18 protein-coding genes and 2 pseudogenes are annotated in these 19,154 nt (G+C 58.3%); 10 read left to right on the top strand and 10 right to left on the bottom strand.

The window, feature by feature from the left end; all coding sequences use genetic code 11:
* Positions 1-6: 6 nt before the first annotated feature.
* The gene (locus V5F23_RS03620) at positions 7-1,560 is read right to left on the bottom strand and encodes an MFS transporter (protein WP_042728183.1); all 1,554 of its coding nucleotides are present in this window, start codon (positions 1,558-1,560) and stop codon (positions 7-9) included.
* A 144-nt stretch (positions 1,561-1,704) separates the two neighbouring features.
* On the opposite strand from V5F23_RS03620, the gene V5F23_RS03615 reads away from it, so the two are divergent.
* The 6 genes from V5F23_RS03615 to V5F23_RS03590 all read left to right on the top strand — a co-directional run bounded on the left by V5F23_RS03615 (position 1,705) and on the right by V5F23_RS03590 (position 7,498).
* Positions 1,705-2,628 carry a LysR family transcriptional regulator gene (locus V5F23_RS03615; RefSeq protein WP_047738397.1) on the top strand — a complete coding sequence of 308 codons (924 nt, stop codon included), beginning with the start codon at positions 1,705-1,707 and terminating at the stop codon, positions 2,626-2,628.
* Positions 2,629-2,754: 126 nt separating this feature from the next.
* Positions 2,755-3,270, top strand: coding sequence for a sigma-70 family RNA polymerase sigma factor (locus tag V5F23_RS03610; protein ID WP_042728200.1), 516 nt, complete (start codon positions 2,755-2,757; stop codon positions 3,268-3,270).
* A complete protein-coding gene (locus V5F23_RS03605; RefSeq protein WP_338497603.1) occupies positions 3,257-4,237 on the top strand; it encodes a DUF4880 domain-containing protein in 981 nt (326 codons plus the stop codon). Before V5F23_RS03610 ends, V5F23_RS03605 begins: the two co-directional genes overlap by 14 nt.
* 122 nt (positions 4,238-4,359) lie before the next feature.
* The gene (locus V5F23_RS03600) at positions 4,360-6,732 is read left to right on the top strand and encodes a TonB-dependent siderophore receptor (protein WP_042728180.1); all 2,373 of its coding nucleotides are present in this window, start codon (positions 4,360-4,362) and stop codon (positions 6,730-6,732) included.
* 173 nt (positions 6,733-6,905) lie between these two features.
* Positions 6,906-7,184, top strand: a complete 279-nt coding sequence (locus V5F23_RS03595; RefSeq protein WP_042728179.1) for a type II toxin-antitoxin system RelE/ParE family toxin — start codon at positions 6,906-6,908, stop codon at positions 7,182-7,184.
* An 8-nt stretch (positions 7,185-7,192) separates the two neighbouring features.
* Positions 7,193-7,498 carry a HigA family addiction module antitoxin gene (locus tag V5F23_RS03590; RefSeq protein WP_042728178.1) on the top strand — a complete coding sequence of 102 codons (306 nt, stop codon included), beginning with the start codon at positions 7,193-7,195 and terminating at the stop codon, positions 7,496-7,498.
* A gap of 19 nt (positions 7,499-7,517) precedes the next feature.
* Here V5F23_RS03590 and V5F23_RS03585 read toward each other — a convergent pair whose 3' ends face one another.
* A complete protein-coding gene (locus V5F23_RS03585) occupies positions 7,518-8,999 on the bottom strand; it encodes a leucine-rich repeat domain-containing protein (protein WP_338497600.1) in 1,482 nt (493 codons plus the stop codon).
* A gap of 220 nt (positions 9,000-9,219) precedes the next feature.
* Here V5F23_RS03585 and V5F23_RS03580 point away from each other — a divergent pair, with 220 nt between their 5' ends.
* The gene (locus V5F23_RS03580; protein WP_212803379.1) at positions 9,220-9,765 is read left to right on the top strand and encodes an RNA 2'-phosphotransferase; all 546 of its coding nucleotides are present in this window, start codon (positions 9,220-9,222) and stop codon (positions 9,763-9,765) included.
* A gap of 57 nt (positions 9,766-9,822) precedes the next feature.
* On the opposite strand, the gene V5F23_RS03575 is transcribed toward V5F23_RS03580, so the two are convergent.
* A complete protein-coding gene (locus V5F23_RS03575) occupies positions 9,823-10,164 on the bottom strand; it encodes a DUF6124 family protein (protein WP_042728175.1) in 342 nt (113 codons plus the stop codon).
* A 572-nt stretch (positions 10,165-10,736) separates the two neighbouring features.
* Between V5F23_RS03575 and V5F23_RS03570 the strand changes: the two are divergent.
* Positions 10,737-10,856, top strand: a pseudogene (locus V5F23_RS03570) (RNA 2'-phosphotransferase); the annotation flags it as partial.
* Positions 10,857-10,991: 135 nt separating this feature from the next.
* On the opposite strand, the gene V5F23_RS03565 reads toward V5F23_RS03570, so the two are convergent.
* On the bottom strand, positions 10,992-11,264 hold the full coding sequence (locus tag V5F23_RS03565; protein ID WP_042728199.1) for a hypothetical protein: 273 nt from the start codon (positions 11,262-11,264) through the stop codon (positions 10,992-10,994).
* On the bottom strand, positions 11,264-13,036 hold the full coding sequence (locus V5F23_RS03560; RefSeq protein ID WP_338497598.1) for an S-type pyocin domain-containing protein: 1,773 nt from the start codon (positions 13,034-13,036) through the stop codon (positions 11,264-11,266). Before V5F23_RS03560 ends, V5F23_RS03565 begins: the two co-directional genes overlap by 1 nt.
* A gap of 189 nt (positions 13,037-13,225) precedes the next feature.
* Between V5F23_RS03560 and V5F23_RS03555 the strand changes: the two are divergent.
* Positions 13,226-13,348, top strand: a pseudogene (locus V5F23_RS03555) (RNA--NAD 2'-phosphotransferase); the annotation flags it as partial.
* A 57-nt stretch (positions 13,349-13,405) separates the two neighbouring features.
* Here V5F23_RS03555 and V5F23_RS03550 read toward each other — a convergent pair.
* The 3 genes from V5F23_RS03550 to V5F23_RS03540 form a co-directional block, all read right to left on the bottom strand.
* The gene (locus tag V5F23_RS03550; protein ID WP_212803378.1) at positions 13,406-13,780 is read right to left on the bottom strand and encodes a DUF6124 family protein; all 375 of its coding nucleotides are present in this window, start codon (positions 13,778-13,780) and stop codon (positions 13,406-13,408) included.
* A gap of 704 nt (positions 13,781-14,484) precedes the next feature.
* Positions 14,485-15,333, bottom strand: coding sequence for a phosphatase PAP2 family protein (locus V5F23_RS03545; protein ID WP_212803377.1), 849 nt, complete (start codon positions 15,331-15,333; stop codon positions 14,485-14,487).
* A gap of 24 nt (positions 15,334-15,357) precedes the next feature.
* A complete protein-coding gene (locus V5F23_RS03540; RefSeq protein WP_212803376.1) occupies positions 15,358-16,029 on the bottom strand; it encodes a histidine phosphatase family protein in 672 nt (223 codons plus the stop codon).
* Between the two features lie 265 nt (positions 16,030-16,294).
* Between V5F23_RS03540 and V5F23_RS03535 the strand changes: the two genes are divergently transcribed.
* A complete protein-coding gene (locus V5F23_RS03535) occupies positions 16,295-18,214 on the top strand; it encodes a methyl-accepting chemotaxis protein (RefSeq protein ID WP_338497594.1) in 1,920 nt (639 codons plus the stop codon).
* 53 nt (positions 18,215-18,267) lie between these two features.
* On the opposite strand, the gene V5F23_RS03530 is transcribed toward V5F23_RS03535, so the two are convergent.
* Positions 18,268-18,687 (bottom strand): type II toxin-antitoxin system VapC family toxin, encoded by a 420-nt coding sequence (locus V5F23_RS03530; RefSeq protein ID WP_338497593.1) that lies wholly within the window; start codon positions 18,685-18,687, stop codon positions 18,268-18,270.
* On the bottom strand, positions 18,684-18,929 hold the full coding sequence (locus V5F23_RS03525) for a plasmid stabilization protein (RefSeq protein WP_042728168.1): 246 nt from the start codon (positions 18,927-18,929) through the stop codon (positions 18,684-18,686). Before V5F23_RS03525 ends, V5F23_RS03530 begins: the two co-directional genes overlap by 4 nt.
* Positions 18,930-19,154: the final 225 nt, after the last annotated feature.

Genomic DNA, 19,154 nt, shown 5'->3' with positions numbered 1-19,154 from the left:
CAGTTTTCAGCTATCCGATGAAAATCGCACGGCATCGGTCGTGGACTCGGTACCGACTTCGCTTTGGCGTCCCAAAAACAGAAAGACCACAGTGGCAGTGAGCAAGGTGAAGATCGCCAGCAGTTGCAGCAAGGTCTTGAAGCCTGCGGTGTAGGCCGAGCGCAGCATCGTCAAGGGGATCTGGCTGGCGCTAGTGCTGGCGTGCTGGAGATCGCCCATGACCAGCCGTTGCGCGATCGTTGAATAATCAGCAACAGGCAGCTTGACCGAGGCATTGAGGCTCAGGTGGTGCGCGACCAGCGCCGTCAGCACGGCGACAGTGATTGCCAGGGCGACGCCTTCGCTGGCCACTCGTGTCGTGTTGAAGATACCGGCGGCCATCCCGGCTCGTTCCTTGGGGATCACGCTGACCGACAAGCCATCCATCAGGCCCCAGGGCAGTCCTGTGCCGATCCCGGTCAGCAACATGGCCGCGAGGATCTGCCCGTGTTCGCCGGCCGGGATCACGCTGAGCCAGTAGAGCCCCACCGCGGCGATCACGAAACCAATGGCGCACAGCACGCCCGCGGACAACCAGCGGGTCAGCGACGCGGCGATCATGGGGATCACCAGCATCGGGGCGGACAGGGCCAACATCATTAACCCCGCTTCAAAGGCACTGGCCCCCTCCACACCGATAAACCGAAACGGCAGCAGTACGATCAAGACGATGTAGCAATAGCAGGTGCCGATCGGCAGGATCTGTACGCCGACAAAACGCGGAAACAGGAACAAGCCCAGTTCCAGCATCGGATGCTTCGCCCGATTTTCAACAATGATGAACAGCAGCAAAAAGACCGCCGCCGCGCCAAACAGGGCCTGGATGACCGGCGAACCCCAGCCCTGCTCCGGCGCCAGGATCACTGCCGTGGTGAAGGCCACCAACAGGCCGGAAAACGTCAGCACGCCGGGCGTATCCAAGCGCTGAGCCTGTGGGTCGCGGCTTTCGCGCATTTTGGGCAAGGCAAAGATCAAGGAAAGAATGGCGAGCAAGGCGGTGCAAAGAAAAATGCTGCGCCAGCCCATGGATTCGATCAGCAAACCCGATACCAACGGGCCGAAGGCCAGGCCAACGCCAAACGTGGTGCCCAGCAGGCTGAACGCACGTGTCCTGGCATGTCCGTCGAACTCTTGGGCCAGGGCCGCCGAACCGCTGGCCAACGCAGCCGCCGCGGCGATGCCTTGTACGCCACGCAAGAGGTCCAGCCAGATCATGTCGGGCACCACCGCCAACAGGATCGACACCAACGCAAACAGCGCGATACCGCACATGAACACCAGCTTACGCCCATAGAGGTCGGCGAGCGTGCCGGCCGCCATCAACAGGCTGCCAAAACTGAGCATGAAGGCGTTGGTGATCCAGGCCAGTTCGGTGGGATGGGCATCGAAGGTCTGACCAATGAACGGCGTGGCCACTGCCCCGCCGGTAAAGCTCATGGGCAATACCAGGGCTGCCAGGCAAATGGCAGCCAGGATGGAATACCGGCCCCGGGTCGGCAGCGGTTCGGTAGCTGAGTTCATGACGTCATTCCCTGCATGTCTTTGAAGTATCCGTGCTGTCCAGGCTAAGGCGCGCGATCGTTTCGTACACTCTAGTTAGGATACAATTGAAGATAAACGGGCTTTTATTCCACTTATAATGAACTAAAAGGATGTAATCGATTCGTGGACAGTCTCAGTGGCGTGACCTCTTTCGTAAAAACCGCCGAGGCGCTGAGTTTTATCAGTGCCGCCAGGGCGTTGGGGATTTCCGCCTCCGCCGTGGGCAAGAACGTGGCCAAACTGGAGGCCTCGTTGAATGTGCGGCTGCTGCACCGCAGCACGCGCAAAGTCAGCCTGACAGCCGAAGGACAGCTGTTCTATGAACGCTGCCGAAAGATCCTCGACGACCTTGAAGACGCCCAGGCGATGCTGTCCCACGCCACGCAGGAGCCCCGCGGAAAGCTGCGCGTGAGCCTGCCCACCATTGGCTATCGCTTTCTGTTGCCGCACATGACGCGGTTCCGCAAGACCTATCCGGACATCGAGCTGGAGCTGGACTTCAACGATCAATTGGTGGATGTGATCGATGAGGGCTTTGACGTGGTGATTCGCAGCGGCGGCCAGGCCGACTCGAAGTTGATGGCGCGAAAGCTGGGGCCTTTCAAGTTTGTCCTGTGCGCGTCACCCGATTACTTGCAACGCAAGGGACGGCCCACCGCGATCAGCGACCTCGAACACCACGAGTGCTTGCGTTATCGATTTGTCACGACGGGCAAAATAATGGACTGGAGCATGTCTGCCGCCCCGGAGTTCGTGCAGTTGCGCCTGCCCACCGCCCTGACGCTGAACAACATGGAGGCCATGTTGATGGCCGTGGTGGATGGGCACGGAATCGCCTTTGTCCCGGACTTCCTGGCGCGCGAAGCCATCGCCCAAGGTCGCCTGGAAACGCTGCTCGATGGTCACAGCGAAGACCAGGGGCAATTCTGGGCACTGTGGCCGTCCAGTCGTCATCTTTCGCCAAAAATCCGCGTATTCGTAGACTTCGCCGCCGAGCACCTGTTTGCCAATCCACCGCTGGAGGGCCCGGGCACAGCTCGCTCGTGAAGCCTTGCCTGCTCCTAGCAGCCCGAGAACACCGTGGCGAACGCCAAAAGCCGGCAAATTTGCTCTGGCGTCTGCCGCCTGAATATAATGCGATTCATTATCAATTATGTAGTTTCCGGGATGCTGATGCGCAGCAACGACACACTGGGTGATGCCGATCTCGCGCTGCTCTACCGCAGCCACCATTCGTGGTTGCATGGCTGGCTGAGCCGGCGCATCGGTTGTCGCGAAAGCGCAGCAGACCTGGCGCAGGACACGTTCGTGCGTCTGCTCAAGTCCCGTCAATCCAGCCCTTTGCGCGAACCGCGCGCGTATCTGAGCAGCATCGCCCGCGGGCTGATGATCGATCGGTACCGCCGTCGCGAGCTCGAACGTGCCTACTTTGAAAGCCTCGCGCTGCTGCCTGCCCAAGAGGCTCCCTCTGAAGAAGAACGGCTGCTGATTCTCGACAGCCTCGAACGGATCGACCGCCTGCTTGACCTGCTCAAGCCGAGAGTGCGCGAGGCGTTTCTGCTCGCCCAGCTCGACGGTTTGACCTGCCTGCAAATCGCCGAAAAATTGGGTGTTTCCCGTTCTACGGTGGAACGCGACCTGGCCAAGGCCCTGCAACACTGCTATCGCTTGCGCTATGCCGACCAGTGAAGCCCGGGGGCTGGACCCGGCCGTGGTCGACCAGGCGATCCACTGGCTGGTGCGCCTGCGCTTCAACCCGGCCGATGAGCAAACCCAACGCACCTTCGAGCACTGGCTGGCCCAGCGGCCGGAGCATCGGTTGGCGTGGCAACGTGTCGAAGCGCTTGGCGATGACTTCGCCGGTATCCCGCCTGATCTGGCCCGGCACACCCTCAAGGGCACGCGCTCAGGCCTGCATCGGCGCCAGAGCCTGAAGCTGCTGGGCATGTTGGCAACTGTGGGGGGCGCGGCCTGGCTCGGCCGGGACTACACGCCGCTGCCGGCCCTGCTCGCCCAACAGCACAGCAAAACCGGCGAGCGCAAACGCGTCCAACTCGACGATGGCAGTCTTATCCAGCTCAACAGCGACAGTGCCGTCGACAGCGACTTCACCGCAGAGCGGCGCCTGGTCATTCTGCGGCGCGGCGAAATCATCGTGAACACCGGTGCGGATGCCGGCGCGGCGCAACCGCGTCCGTTCTGGCTGCAGACCCGCGACGGGTTCATACGCACCCTCAATGCCCGCTTCCTGGCGCACGAACGTGACGACGGCACCCTCCTCGCGGTGCAGTCTGGCGCCGTCACGGTGTTTCCCGGGTCCAGTCGAAGCCTGGCCAGCGACACCGTCCAAGCCGCCAACCAACGGTTGTTCACTGCCAAGGGCGTGGCTGAGTTCCAGGACAACGGCCTGGACCTATGGAGTTGGAGCGACGGCGTGATCAGCGCCCGCCACATGCGCCTCGATGATTTTATCGAGGCCTTGTCGCGCTATCGCCCCGGCGTGTTGCGCTGCGCCAAAGAAGTCTCGGGGCTGCGCGTTTCCGGCACCTTCCAACTTGCCGATACCGATCAGGTACTGGCCTTGGTTGCGCAGTCATTACAGTTGCGCATCGATTATCGAACCCACTATTGGGTGACCTTGAGCGCCGCCAGCTGAGGTGATGTTCTCGTTGCACAGTCTTATCAAATAAAAATGAGGTGATTTCTCATTCTCGTTCGGCATGTAAGAAAGGCCGACATACAGGCCGATCTGCCGATCCCCTTTCACGGAGCGAGTAAATGAGTTCGTCCCCGGTTCCACAGCGCCTTCGACTGAATCGCGCCCTGCACGGCGCGGTCTTTGGCGTCATCGTCAGCAGCTACGCGCTACCGTCCCTGGCGCAAACCTCAAGCGTCGAGCAGCCCCACGCCGTTCACCACTGGAACATCCCTGCCGGTCCACTGGCACCGGCGCTGGATCGCTTTGCGCGTGAAGCCGGCATCAGTCTTTCCTTCGATGCGCCAAGCGTCGCGAACCGCACGACCTCGGGTGTGAGCGGCGCACTCGATACCCCTCAAGCCCTGTCGGCGCTGTTACAGGGAAGCGACATGGAGATTCAAAAGCAAGGCCCGAACGCTTACCTGCTGACGCCGCAAGCCAAGGTGGACGGCGAACTGGACGACTATCGCCTCGCCCCCATCCTCGTCAACGCCAAGGCCCGGGTCGATGGCAGCGAGGACACCCAGTCGGTGGTCGCCCAGGAACTCTGGGTCGGTGGCAAGGTGGCCACCAGCATTCTCAACACGCCCGCCTCGGTTTCCGTGGTAACCGACAAGGAAATGCAGCAACGCAGCGCCAGCACCACGGAAGAATTGCTGCAGTACACGCCGGGGGTGATCACCGACTATTACGGCACCGACGACCGCAACGATTACTTCCAGATCCGCGGCTTCCAGGCCACCACCTATCGGGATGGCCTGACCCTGGGCTCGATGCGCGGTGTGCGCGAGGAACCGTTCGCCTATGAACGCGTTGAAGTGATACGCGGGGCCAACTCCACGTTGTTCGGCCCCGCCGACCCGGGCGGCTCGGTGAACTTCGTCAGCAAGAAGCCGCGCTTCGAAAAATTCGGCCAGGGCTATGTCACCTACGGCTCTTTCGACCACGCCGAAACCGGCATCGACGTCGGCGACTCGCTGAATGAAGACAAGACCGTGGCCGGTCGCTTCACGGCAAAAATGCAAGACAGTGAGCGCGAGTACGACCACTCCCAGGACGACAACAAGTTCGTGATGGGCGGCCTGACCTGGTCACCCACCGACTTCACCTCGGCCTCGGTGATCGTGGACTACCTGAAAACCCAAAGCTCGCCCAACAGTGGCGGTTACCCGCTGGACAAGGAATACGACCGCAAGAAGTTCTATGGCGAACCCAGCTACAACTTCCACGATGTCGAACGCACCAACCTCAGCGGCACCTTCAGCCATGACTTCGATAATGGTTTCGTCTTGCGCAGCAACCTGCGCTACAGCGAGCTGACCGATGATTTCGGCTATGTGTTCCTCAGCGACTCCACCACGCGCACCGGAACCACCGTGCCACGCTACATCTTTGGCACGGACAGCGAAGCCGAGCAACTGAACGGCAACTTGATGCTGCAATACGATGCCCGCTTCGAAAACATCGACAGCAGCACCTTGGTGGGCGTGGAGTATGGCGATTCCTCGACCGAGGAACGATCCGTCTATGCCCCAACCGGCTCCATCGACCTGGCCAACCCGGTGTTCACCGGCGTTCCACGCGGCGTAGCGCCCTATAGCAATGACAAGCTCGATACCAAGACCAAGGCTGTTTTCCTGCAACAGAACCTGTCCTTCTACGAGCGATTTATCGTCACCGCCGGTGTGCGCAACGACTCGATGGACCTGTCCAGCACCGACATCAACCACGTAAAAGAGTCGGACAACTTCTCCGAGACGTCCTATCGCGGCGCGCTGACCTACATCGTCAACGATGAAGTTTCCACCTACATCAGCATGGTCGAGTCGGTCTCGCCGCCAACGGTGGGGGTCATTCCGAAAACCGGCAAACAATACGAAGTGGGGGTGAAATATGCGCCCATCGGCATGGACGCGTTGTTCTCGGCGGCCGTCTACGACCTGACCCAGGAAAATGTCAGCATCGCCGTCGTATTGCCCAGCGGTGTCATCGAACAACAAACCGTTGGTGAATCACGGGTCCGCGGGCTGGACCTGGAAGCCAAGGCCGAGCTGACCCCCAACCTGAGCCTGGTGGGTGGTTATTCCTACATGGAGTCCGAAGTGTTGCGCGGCACGTTGTATGACGGCAGCTCACTCAAGGGCAATGAATTCGCCACGGCACCAAAACACTCCGCATCGCTGTGGACCTACTACAACGTACCCGACACCGATGTCAGCGTTGGCCTGGGTGCACGCTATGTGGGCGCTTACTACTTCGATGCGGCCAACACCGACACCAGCGATGGCACGACACTGTTCGACGCGGCGTTCAACTACAAACTCTTCAAAGGCACCGACCTGGCGATCAACGTCAGCAACCTGCTGGATGAGCAACACGTGGTCGGCTCAGGGACCGCGAACTACTACAACCCCGGCCGCGAAATCACCGCGAAGCTGAGTTACAACTGGTAAGTCTGCTGTTTATGGCGGTGCTCGACTTGATGCGGTCAGTTATCGAACAGGGTTCTATGGGCCCGACCAGCATCAAGGCTTGCTGCCTCACGACAACCGGTATGCGGCAACCCGTTGAGTATCCCTGCAAACGATGTAGACTCGCCTTAACGAATAACGTTAAGCATTAAGCTATGATCCGAAGCTTCAAATGCGCCGACACCCAAGCCCTTTTTGAAACCGGCAAGGCCCGGCGCTGGGCCGCTATCCTTTCAGTTGCGGAACGAAAGCTGGGGATGCTCAACGCAGCGGTCGAACTCAATGACCTCCGCTCCCCACCGGGAAACAGGCTGGAGCCGCTGCAGGGCGACAGACAGGGTCAGCACAGCATTCGGATCAATGGTCAGTACCGAATCTGTTTTGTCTGGGGCATCAATGGCCCCGAACAGGTAGAAATCGTCGATTATCACTGAGGTGAGCCATGTTTAAGAACGGCATGAGGCCTGTACATCCCGGGGAAATTCTCAAAGAAGAATACCTGGAACCACTTGGCCTTTCGGCAGCCGCGCTTGCAAGGGCTTTGCACGTTTCGGCCCCCACGATAAATGACATTGTGTTGAAGCGTCGCAGCATCAGCGCAGATGTTGCCTTGCGCTTGGCAGCCGCGTTGGATACGTCAGCGCAATTTTGGCTGAACCTGCAGATTGCCTATGATTTACGTACAGCCGAGATTGCTAAAGGTGAGCAGATCTACCGGGAAGTGGAGAAGGTTCCTCACTGCGCATAACTAAAAGTACCGCGGCGCATCAAATACCCGGGCCGCTGACGCGGGCCGGCAGCCTGGCCAGGCGATCCCACCCGTCTGCGCTGATCTGCGAGCCATTGCGCAACGACAACCTTTCCAGCGGCAACCCTTCCAGCACCGACACCATGGCCGACGTAAGCTGCGACTCCCCCGGCCCCGCCTCGAGCGTCAGGTCCCGCAACGGCAGCCCGGCCAGATGGGCGACGCCGGCATCGGTCAGCCACGGGCTTTCGTACAAGCCCAGGCGTTGCAACGGCAGGTTACGCAAGCACGCCAGGTCGCTGTCGTGCAGGTCCAGGCCGCTGATTTCCAGTTGCTCCAACGGCAACCCCAATTCGGTGAGCTTGCGCAACACCTTGCCATCCACACCCTGACAGAAACTCAGACTCAAGCGCTTCAGCGGCAGGCCGGCCAGTTGCTTCAGTTCCTTCCAGGTGACCTCGTTCAAAGACAGGTCGAGCGACTCCAGCCCCAACCCTTCAAGATCGCGCAACGTCTGCGCGCTGATCCCCTGCACATCGCAGAGCCCAAGCCGCTTGAGTGGAAAGCCGTGCAGCACATCGAGTCGCTCGATCATTTGCCGTGAGCCCTTGAGGTCCAGGTCGGCGAGCGGCATGCCTTCGAGCCCTTCGAAATCGTCCTCGCAAACATACGCCGCGTGAAGTGACAGTCGCTCGAGGGGCAGATCGCGAATGGCTTGGAGCGCGGCATCGCTCGCGTAGCAATCGTTCAGGCTCAATGACCGCAACGCCGTTAGCGCGCTGAGCCACGCAGGATCTTGCAGGATGGCGCTGCTGGAGCCGACGCTCAGTTGTTCCAGTGGCTGCGCGCACAGGTGCCGCATACCGGCAGAAGTCAGCGCCCCTGCACAGCCCAAGGTGAGCGAGCGCAACGAGAAAGACGACAACGCGCGAAGGCCGTCATCGGTGATGTCATCGCAGCGGTTCAACGACAACGTCTGCAACGGGCTGCCGGCCAATCGCCGAAGAAAACCGTCGTCGAAGTCCTCACCGTAGGTGTCCAGCTTCAAGTGCCGCAGACGTTCGAGCGACGGGAGGCTGGTGGCGTCATCGCTGCGGGCAAAGCCGCTGATGGCCAGGCTTTCGAGGGCGACACCCGGCAAACGCCCCCAGATGTCCGGCCCGCAACAAAACCTCGGGCCGTTAAGCACCAGTGTCCGCAACGGCAACCCAGCCAGGGCATCGAGCCACTGCGACTCGGCCTCCTCCAGCACCACCTGGTCCACCGGCAGGCCACGCAACTGCGGCAATAAAGGGCCGGGGCGATTGCAATGGGGCGTGACGTTCAACGCGGCAATCACCGCCATCGCAGCCGGGTCACACAACCCGGCCGCCACCCGCACGCCCGCCAGGGAAACCTCGGCGCCATCGAGCAGATCACGATAAAGGGAGGCACGCGCCGCCACGTCATCGGGTGCGCGGGCGAGGTGGGCGGTCAGGGCGTCGCGGTTGGGGGTTGGCACGGGCTGGAGGTCCGAAGTGAGTATTAAGGTGGCAGCCCACGCAGGTTAGCAGAGGCGCAATCCTTTATCGGCGCAATCCTGCACCGAAATGATTTCGTCAGTGAGCGCTCAACGCTGGGAAACCAGCACCGTATCAAGGCCCTGCTGTAAGCTTGCGACGACAAAATCAGGCACGGGCAGCGACTGGCCAATCAAAGCATGACATTGAGGCTCAAGCCGTATGGACACCAAGCGACTCAACGAAACCAGCAAGTTCCTGAGCTATGTTCTCAGGCATGAACCACAAGCGATCGGTTTACAACTGGACGGCGAAGGCTGGGCAGACATTGGATCGTTAATAGCCGGCGCTGCGTGTGACGGCCGATCCCTGGATATCGCCCTGATCCAAGCCGTCGTCGACAGCAGCGATAAAAAACGCTTCAGTCTCTCCGAAGATGGCTTGCGTATTCGCGCCGTACAGGGGCACTCCAACGCCAGCGTCCGCATTCAATACATAGAGAAAGAGCCACCAGCGCTTCTTTATCACGGCACTGCAACACGCTTTCTGGACTCAATCAGAGAAAAAGGCCTGATCGCTGGCTCGCGTCATCATGTGCACCTGTCACAGGACATGCCAACAGCGATCGCGGTTGGACAGCGTTACGGCAAGCCCGTAGTGCTTGAAGTTGAAGCGCTGCGAATGCATCAGCAGGGCTTCAGTTTTTTTCAAGCCGATAACGGGGTCTGGTTGACGGACCATGTGCCGGCCAACTTTCTGTCAATGTGAGTCAAGCAAAGAGGCACAAAAAAGGGTTTGATCATCGATCAAACCCTTTTTCAGTTTCTACCTCGGGTCCACCGTATCCAACGCCCGGTTTGCTAAGAGCTGGCCCAGTTCGATCAGCTGTTGCAGCCCCAACGCGAAGTGCCGTCGCGAGCCCTCCAGTTCGAATGCCAGGTCACCGGCCATGACGTTGGCAGAGGCCAGGGTTTCGCTGAGGTTGGCCAACAGACTCTCCGCATCGACGCCATCGACGATGGTGAAGAGCAGGTCCGGCGAGGGGTTCTCTGCGGGCTGGGCGGCGTTGGCGTTCAGGTAGGAATCGATAACACGTTCGGCATCGGGATCGGCGGCGATGTCCAGGTGCAGCGGTGGGACGGGTGGGTCTGGGATGAGTTTTTCCATGGGTACTCCTAACGTCAGTTGAGGCTGTCACCGTTCGCGACTAAACGAGGTGGGGTGGCGGCTGTACGCAGGTTAGTCGACCGGGACGTTAGGAAACCGGCGCACCCGAAGGTGCCCTGCGCACAGCCACCATAAAAATCAGCGACAACACTGTAGCCTGACTTCAAGGAGACCTTGCGCCTAACGACATACCGAGCGACTAAACCCGACCGCTGAATGGGCAGCGGTGAACAGAGACTAGGCACCGAAATCCGCAGGCGCAAGGGGTTGGAATTTTCTAGGAAATGTCCTGCAAGTCAATGGGAAAGGTGCCTACACAAGACATTTAAAAATCTAGAGCACGAGTCTGCTACCACAATGGTGGGAGCAGGCTCGGGAAAGCGGTGGGTCAGTTTGTGGTGGGGTTGATGTGACGTTGACTGTGCCGCCGTCTTCGCGAGCAAGCCCGCTCCCACAAAAAACGATTGCTCGGCGAGCGGATCAGGAAATCCCCTCTATCCGGGGAACTAAACGAATCAAAAAACCGCCCTTCTCTGCAACCTTAAAAATAAATTTGTCCCCTTTATCCAGCCGTCGTCGACAGCAGCGATAAAAAACGCTTCAACCTCTCCGAAGATGGCTTGCGTATTCGCGCCGTACAGAGGCACTCCAACGCCAGCGTCCGCATTCAATACATAGATAAAGAGCCACCAGGGCTAATGCCGAACAGTTGAGCTTTCTTTGGCCACAACAAATGAAAATCCGAAGCCTGTACAGGCATCGGATTTTATGCATCTTGATAAGTAGAAATTGGTTATAGCCCCAAAAAATGAAAGAGTTTGAGGGGATCAATCAAAATTATATTTCCCCTCTAGCATGAATGCAGGTTCTCTCCAGTTCTTTCCTCGGATAATTCCGGGACCACCGTATTCAATGAAATCTGCATCACGCATTTTTTTAACTAGATTCAATAGCCCCATGTTGTCCGAAACGTGCGCCCAATTGGCGCGATTATAAAGGCGATCAAGTCGAGGAAAGGAAATTCCTGATTCATTCTTGGTGAGGAACAGGATTACCTCTTCAGGCTTTTCATTCAAGACAATGATTTCGATGACGCTCATCATTTTGCTCCTCCTAACTTCCTATACTCTCTATTGCTTTGTTCTTGATCTGCCTCTAGGGCTTCAGGGGTGTAGAGTAATTCGGGGTTGTCTTTTAGCTTATAGTCTTCCAGTGATGCTGCGTGAGTATTATTCCAAATAGCGCCATCATCTTGTGGGCTGACTCCGTCGGCGACCCCCAATGCCCTAAAACGTTCAAGCTCTCTCAGTTCATGAGTGTAGAAGCGTTTGTCGATAGACGTAATGATCAATTCACCTAGCAAAATTTTTTCCAATCGGCCAACCATGATGTTATTGGCATCTGAAGGGTCGAGGCGCCCCAGATGTGATTTGACCAGATCAATACCCGATTGGGTCACCGTAGCATTTTTCCAGTCTAGATCAAGAATCGGACCTCCAGCCTTCGCTGGGTTGAAAAGTCGACCGCTGTATTTTCCTCTTGTGGTGGCACCTTCATAAGGACTGTTGAAAACCATGTAAATCGGCGGCAGGCCGCTGTCGATTGGAAAGCAGTAAATACAGTCCCTGAAGTCGGGTGGCCCGATAGCTGGTAATGGTACGGGTTGCACATGTAGCGGCAACAGCTCAACCCCAGTGTATCTCGGTACGTCCACTGGTCTGGCAGGTGAGGTAGTCGAACCGTTTTCCCAGTGAATAATGGGAAAGCTGAGGGTAATGGGCGGTGTGTCGAAGGAGGTGAAACTGTAGCTATTGGTCTTTTGGTCAAACTCCAGCGCCCGAACTGGCACCGCTGACGAAATGCTCCCGCCCGTCGGTGTTGCAACGAGTGTGTATTGGTTGACGTCACCATAAATCCGATAGGGAAGATCAATGGTTCCTGCTGCTGCGGCAATTTCATTCAGGTTGGCCGGGGCGTCTGGCAAGACTGTGCTACCCGATAATTTAAGAACCGTTTGAGGGAAACGCTCGCCGTTACCAAGAGCAGGTGAATAGAATAACGCACCAATACCAATCGCCGTAGCACGACTGAGAAGTACTTCTCCCAGCCCTGTTAATAACAGAATGCTTTTGCGAAGCGCCGCCTCGAAATTCCAGCCGTCTCCGCTTCGGAGAGTGGCAGTTCCCGCCACGGTTACCAGATGTGCAGATTGACTGAGGGGTAAATTGAAGCGGTAGGCAGTTTCACCTCTTGTTAAGGCGGAATGGATCGCAGCATCCACAGCCAGAGTTAGGCCCTCTAATATCGAAATCCCGTTGATAAGGATTTTTTTGAAATGAGATGCTGTTAGGGAACTTAAAAAACCTTCGTAATAGTACAAGCGCTCCTGATTGTTTTCGGCTGTTTCCACATATGTCGCGAATAGCCCTGCGCTTTCCGTGCTGTCCAATGACAATGCATCTACGCCAAAGACTCTATCAGCTTCATACCAGCATGTGCTCATTCCGATTCGTTGTAGAAGCTCGACAGCGATCGCTTTCTTTTTTAAGTTACCTTCCAATGCACTGAGGGTGTCGATACCCAAGTCTGAGCTGATAATATTCTCAATTTCATTGCGCACTCCCTCTGTGTTATCTGGAAAAAGGCTTTCTATCTGGGCTTGTACCGAATGGGCTATGGCCATCAACTTTGAAAATGCATCGCGTTCTTTGATGATGGTCTCAAGGTTGTAAGGCAGCGTCACTGACGGAAGAACGCCATTCCAGCTTAGGGCATCTTTAAAATTTGACGGAAATCCGACATTTTTTCCGTGAGCATTGCTCATGGTGTTCGATGTTTTCAAAGGGGGAAGAAGAGCGGTCGATTCTTGCATGCGGCATCCTTGCACCAATGCGATTGTTTTGAGTGCCCCCCCAGTTATGTCGCAGCAGTGCGTTGTTATCAATCGTTAATTTTTTACGATATATATCACTTGAGAGTGGTTAAGCTTGGTTCAAGCTAATACTTATGAAATACCCTACAACAATAAATCCCATCTCTGACCGGAGTTCTGATCGCATCAGGCAAGCCTGTAGTGCTTGAAGTTGAAGCGCTGCGAATGCATCAGCAGGGCTTCAGTTTTTTTCAAGCCGATAACGGGGTCTGGTTGACGGACCATGTGCCGGCCAACTTTCTGTCAATGTGAGTCAAGCAAAGAGGCACAAAAAAGGGTTTGATCATCGATCAAACCCTTTTTCAGTTTCTACCTCGGGTCCACCGTATCCAACGCCCGGTTTGCCAAGAGCTGGCCCAGTTCGATCAGCTGTTGCAGCCCCAACGCAAAGTGCCGTCGCGAGCCCTCCAGTTCGAATGCCAGGTCACCGGCCATGACGTTGGCAGAGGCCAAGGTTTCGCTGAGGTTGGCCAACAGACTCTCCGCATCGACGCCATCGACGATGGTGAAGAGCAGGTCCGGCGAGGGGTTCTCTGCGGGCTGGGCGGCGTTGGCGTTCAGGTAGGAATCGATGACACGTTCGGCGTTGGGATCGGCGGCGATGTCCAGGTGCAGCGGTGGGACGGGCGGGTCTGGGATGAGTTTTTTTCCATGGGTACTCCTAACGTATGTCGGAGCCGCCACGTTCGCTGCTAAACGATTGGGTGGCAGCCATGCGCAGGTTAGCAGACCGGCACGTTAGGAAACCGGCGCACCCGAAGATGCCCTGCGCACAGCCGCCATAAGTTCGGACGATCAAGATGCCCGCGTTCATGGTGATTGCCATGCGCCTAACGTGATTTCCGAGCTGCTAAACCCGACCGCTGAATGGGCAGCGGCGAACAGAGACTAGGCACCGAAATCCGCAGGCGCAAGGGGTTGGAATTTTCTAGGAAATGTCCTGCAAGTCAATGGGAAAGGTGCCTACACAAGGCATTTCAAAATTTAGAGCACGAGCCTGCACCCACACTGGTGGGAGCAGGCTCGCGAAAGCGGTGGGTCAGTTTGTGGTGGTGTTGACTGTGCCGCCGTCTTCGCGAGCAAGCCCGCTCCCACATGGGCTTTAGGGTGAATACAGCCTTTGTGAGCACCCCAAGTCACCTGTGGGAGCGGGCTTGCCCGCGAAAGCGCTCTAGCATCCGGCATCGATATCGACTGACCCACCGTCTTCGCGAGCAAGCCCGCTCCCACAAAAAAGCGATTGTTCGGCAAGCGGATCAGGAAATCCCCTTTACCCGTATAAACTTTTCTTCACCCCATGCGCCTGCCTGATTCGGTACAGTCCCCTCGCTCATTCAAGAAACTAAGGTTTTAGCCCGCTCTGCCGCGGGCTTTTTTTTGCCTGCCCTTCAGGCCGAAGGATGAGCCCCGTCCAGGTTCGGCAAGACACGGGTCGCCATCGGCTGGGGTTTGTTCAGCACAGGTTGCTCCAGGACCCGGCGGCCGTAGAACACCAGCGCCATCAGCCAGCAGCTCAACCAGACGAAAATCCCCGCCCAGAAGGTGTGCGACATGTAGTGCCAGCCCTGCAGGACGCGTGTGGTGCCGTAGACGAACCCCAGGGTCAGTGCGCCGTACATCAACGCTTTGGAATGACGCCAGCGATAACGACGGGCGACAAAGTACAGCGCGAGCATGGTAAAGCCGCCGGAGGCATGGCCGCCGGGCCAGCAGCGGCCGTCACCGGCGACCTTCAGCAGGTCGAAATTCTGATACCACTCCTTGTGCTCGATTTTGCCGGCGTACTGGGTGGTTTCCACCGGGCAGTACACGCTGGTGTGTCCCTTGAGGTAATGAATGACCCCCGTGCTGAGGGAGAAAGCGAAGACCACATACAGGAAATCACGACGGTGCCTGTAGGCAAAACGCAGTGGCTTGCTCAGCCTGGCCTTGTCCAGCACGCGCAGCAACCCAGGGCGATTCTGCGGCTTGAGCAGCGGCCAGATGAACGACAGCAGCGCACCGATGATCGCCGCCTCGCCGGTCCAGTTCGGGATGATCCTGGCCCACTTGTGGGTGATCTGCTCGAACAGCCGTACATGTTCCAAAGGGAACACCTGGTGCACCGGGTCGTAGAAAAAATCGCTGATGGCGATGTCGATGCGGGTCATGTCGAACAGCAGGAACACCACAACGGCGCAAACCAGGGGAATTCCAAGATTGAGCCCGTAGAAACGGGAGCGAGCAGACGTCAGCATGGGCAGTCCTGATCGTGGGAAAGGTTACTGAAAGGTCACCGAGCGCCAGTCAGACGCTTCGATAAAGCCGAGCAGCCGGGGCGCTTGGGGTTGGGCGGTGGAAACGAACAGCGACGCGCCATAGCCAAACGTCGAGGTCGGTTGCTTGAGCGCGGTTTCCATGGCCTGCATGCATTCGCTGTGGGTCACCAGGATCAGGTTGCGCCCGGGCACCTTGTGGGCCAGGGCGTTGCGCAGCAGGTCGTGCCGGCAATTGACCAGCCAATCGTCGCCGGCGCTGACCTTGTTGAACATGTACCCCGCCGTCTGGGCGGTGCGGGTCAACGGGCTGTTGTAGAGGTCGGTGTGGTCCAGGCCCAATTGCTCGAACTGCGCTCCCAGGCCCACCGCCACGGCACGGGCGCGATCAGTGATGCCTTCGCGATCGTTCAGGCACGCCGCCTTGGAGTGGTCGCAGCGCTCCACGTGGCGTACCAGCACGATCATTTCCCCCTTCGCCCAGCCGTCAGCCAGCGCCCGCGCACCGGCGATGTTGCCATGGGCCAGGTCCGGCAGCGTCGCCGGGCCCAGCAGCCAGAGGCTCAGCGCACTCACCAGCAGCGCCGAAGCCAGGACGACCGCGGTGTTTCGGTAACGGGCAAACCGGCTCGTGTCAATCGAGCGTGTCTGGCCGAAAAGACTCAGTCTCAGTTCCACATCAAGCCGCCCCGACGGCATCCACCCAAACATTCGATGGCGCGACAGTAGAGCGGCTCACGTAGGCAAGCGGTGAAACCGATGTGAAAAAAAGCTTGGCGTAGATCCCGATCTTTCAACGAAAGCCGAAGCCCCGGAAAAAAATCTTTCAGATCCAGAGGCGGCGGCCGATACAAGCCTGCTACACATTTCTGCTGGTGCTTAACAACAACAACTCTTCCAGCCAACCGACGACAAGCAGCACAACGTTTCCTGGAGGAATTGGATGAACAGCTGGTTTGGCAACATTAGCGTCAACATGAAGCTGGGCCTGGGCTTCGGCCTGGTCCTGGTCCTGACTTGCATCCTGGCCCTGACCGGCTGGACCAGCCTGGGCGGGCTGATCGATCGCAGCAACTGGATGAGCGACATCACCCAGCTCAATGCCGGCCTGACCAAGTTGCGGGTCGCGCGCCTGCAATACATGTTGACCAACGGCGACGAAACCGCCGCACAAAATGTGCAGACCACCCTCGATGGTTTCGTGGCGCAACAGAACGCGCTGCTCAATAGCTTCAAGAGCCCTGAAAACGTCAGGCTGCTCAAGGAGCAGAGCGCGACCATCAGCGCCTACCAGGTTTCCCTGAACAAAATGCGCAGTGCCTATCGCACGGGCAACACCGCCCGCGATGCCATGGGCGCAAACGCCGAGACCGCCTACAAGCTGATCGAGGCGATCAACACCGACGTGCAGCAAATGGCCCTGAGCGACCAGCGCTTCGAGCAGTTCCAGGCGATCACCCGCGCCAAGCAGGAATTCATGCTGGCCCGCTATGAAGTGCGCGGCTATACCGCCAACAGCAACGCCGATACCGAACGCAAGGCCGTCGCTCAACTGGACGCCGCCATCGCTTCGCTCAAGCCGCTGGATGAACATTTCGCCAGCACCCGCCAAGCCGAAATGCGCCAGTTGGAGAACGCCCTGGTCCAGTACCGCAGCGCGTTGCAGGCCTTCAAGGTCGCCACCGCCGATACAGTGCAGGCACGCAAGGAAATGACCGACCAGGGCACGGCCATCGTGAACCTGAGCGAGCAGCTGTACCAGATCCAGCTTGACCGTCGCGACGCCGAAAGCGCCCAGGCGCGTACCCTGCAATTGGTCAGCACATTGCTGGCGTTGCTGGTGGGCATCATTGCCGCCGTGGTCATCACGCGCCAGATCACCGGGCCGTTGCGCGAAACCCTGGCCGTGGTCGAACGCATCGCCAGTGGCGATTTGTCCCACACGGTCACCGTCACCCGCCGCGACGAACTCGGCGTGCTGCAACAAGGCATCGCTCGCATGGGCGTGACCCTGCGCGACCTGATCAGCGGCATCCGCGATGGCGTGACCCAGATCGCCAGCGCCGCCGAAGAGCTGTCCGCCGTCACCGAGCAGACCAGTGCCGGCGTCAACAGCCAGAAAGTCGAGACCGACCAGGTGGCGACCGCCATGCACGAGATGACCGCCACCGTGCAGGAAGTTGCGCGTAACGCCGAGGAAGCGTCTCAAGCCGCCGCCGCAGCCGACGGCGAAGCCCGTGCCGGCGACCAGGTGGTCAGCGAAGCCATCGCCCAGATCGAGCGCCTGGCCAGCGAAGTGGTGCGCTCCACCGACGCCATGACCGTGCTGCAACAGGAAAGCGACAAGATCGGCAGCGTCATGGACGTGATCAAGGCCGTGGCCGAGCAGACTAACCTGCTGGCCCTCAACGCCGCGATCGAAGCGGCACGTGCTGGTGAAGCCGGTCGCGGCTTTGCCGTGGTGGCCGACGAAGTCCGTGGCCTGGCCCAGCGCACGCAGAAATCCACCGAGGAAATCGAAGGCCTGGTGGCCGGCCTGCAGAACGGCACGCAACAAGTGGCCGCGGTGATGAACAACAGCCGCAGCCTCACCGACAGCAGCGTGGCCCTGACCCGCAAGGCCGGCGCCTCACTGGAAAACATCACCCGCACGGTGTCGAACATCCAGTCGATGAACCAGCAGATTGCCGCCGCGGCCGAGCAACAAAGCGCCGTGGCCGAAGAGATCAGCCGCAGCATCATCAACGTGCGCGACGTCTCCGAACAGACCGCCGCCGCCAGCGAAGAAACCGCCGCCTCCAGTGTCGAGCTGGCGCGGCTGGGCAATCAGTTGCAGATGATGGTGAGCCACTTCCGCGTTTGATCAGACACAACGCCCGGGTCCGGTGGGACACGGGCGTTTGTGCCAAGCATCCTTCAGGCGTTCCAGGGGTTGATCACCTCAACGCCTGGGAACTCAAAGTCTCTGATATTGCGGGTTGCAATCCACGCACCGTGAGTCCGGCAAATAGCGGCGATTTGAGCATCAGCCAAGCTTGGCGCCCTCCCCTTGGCCTCGCATGACGCAACGAGGGTCGCATACTCAACGGCAGCATGGGCATCAAAAGGCAGGATCCTGCCGGCAAAATCCTCTTCGAACATTGCCATTGCATGGGCTTCAAGCTTTTGCTTGCGCTTACCAAAGGGTAGCCGGGCGACACCATGAAGAATTTCCGCCACGGTAATAGCGCAAATGACCAGATCCATTGCCGGCTGCGAATCAATCCAGGCCAAGACACTGGGGTTTGGCTCTGCACGCATAAACTCTGAAATAACATTGGTATCGAGCACTATCATTCGAAAAGATCCGCCGCAGTGGCCTTTTCGTCGCGCGAGGGTAGATCCAGATCAACATCGCCCAGAGTACTGAATCGTTTTCGGATACGACTTCCCAATCCACCTTCCGGACTCACTTTTGCCAGTGCACGCCCTAAAATCAGCCGAGCCTCCTCTTCCATGGAATGGCCGTTATGGGCTGCCGCGATACGCAATTGTTCCTTTATCTGATCGTCCAGGTTTCGAATAGTGATGCTGGCCATAGCGCTCCATGCAATCAATGAAATCATTGATTTCAGCCTAGTTTAAGAATAGCCAATTTGTCCAGCCACCCTCCATTCACCAGCCCCTCTCCTGGATTCCCGGTTAACCAAAACCCTCCCCACGCATCGCCCTTTCGTACAAATCCCCCACTCTCGTCCTACCGCCTTTTTTTTACCGCTGCTGTACGGTTTCCCCTGGACAAGCACCTTTGTGCGAACAGGAGA

Origin of the sequence: Pseudomonas sp. WP18, assembly GCF_036689585.1 — a bacterium.
In the GTDB taxonomy this organism is placed as follows: Bacteria; Pseudomonadota; Gammaproteobacteria; order Pseudomonadales; family Pseudomonadaceae; genus Aquipseudomonas; species Aquipseudomonas chlororaphis_E.
Note: the sequence above shows the minus strand (reverse complement) of the source record. Positions and strands in the feature narration are given on the sequence as shown.

Bases quoted from the DNA above. Each gene is read 5' to 3' on its own strand.
- V5F23_RS03620 (WP_042728183.1), bottom strand. From the start codon at position 1,560: ATGAACTCAGCTACCGAACCGCTGCCGACCCGGGGCCGGTATTCCATC.
- V5F23_RS03560 (WP_338497598.1), bottom strand. From the start codon at position 13,036: ATGCAAGAATCGACCGCTCTTCTTCCCCCTTTGAAAACATCGAACACC.
- V5F23_RS03600 (WP_042728180.1), top strand. From the start codon at position 4,360: ATGAGTTCGTCCCCGGTTCCACAGCGCCTTCGACTGAATCGCGCCCTG.
- V5F23_RS03575 (WP_042728175.1), bottom strand. From the start codon at position 10,164: ATGGAAAAACTCATCCCAGACCCACCCGTCCCACCGCTGCACCTGGAC.
- V5F23_RS03605 (WP_338497603.1), top strand. From the start codon at position 3,257: ATGCCGACCAGTGAAGCCCGGGGGCTGGACCCGGCCGTGGTCGACCAG.
- V5F23_RS03565 (WP_042728199.1), bottom strand. From the start codon at position 11,264: ATGAGCGTCATCGAAATCATTGTCTTGAATGAAAAGCCTGAAGAGGTA.
- V5F23_RS03610 (WP_042728200.1), top strand. From the start codon at position 2,755: ATGCGCAGCAACGACACACTGGGTGATGCCGATCTCGCGCTGCTCTAC.
- V5F23_RS03535 (WP_338497594.1), top strand. From the start codon at position 16,295: ATGAACAGCTGGTTTGGCAACATTAGCGTCAACATGAAGCTGGGCCTG.
- V5F23_RS03530 (WP_338497593.1), bottom strand. From the start codon at position 18,687: ATGATAGTGCTCGATACCAATGTTATTTCAGAGTTTATGCGTGCAGAG.
- V5F23_RS03525 (WP_042728168.1), bottom strand. From the start codon at position 18,929: ATGGCCAGCATCACTATTCGAAACCTGGACGATCAGATAAAGGAACAA.
- V5F23_RS03595 (WP_042728179.1), top strand. From the start codon at position 6,906: ATGATCCGAAGCTTCAAATGCGCCGACACCCAAGCCCTTTTTGAAACC.
- V5F23_RS03580 (WP_212803379.1), top strand. From the start codon at position 9,220: ATGGACACCAAGCGACTCAACGAAACCAGCAAGTTCCTGAGCTATGTT.
- V5F23_RS03590 (WP_042728178.1), top strand. From the start codon at position 7,193: ATGTTTAAGAACGGCATGAGGCCTGTACATCCCGGGGAAATTCTCAAA.
- V5F23_RS03545 (WP_212803377.1), bottom strand. From the start codon at position 15,333: ATGCTGACGTCTGCTCGCTCCCGTTTCTACGGGCTCAATCTTGGAATT.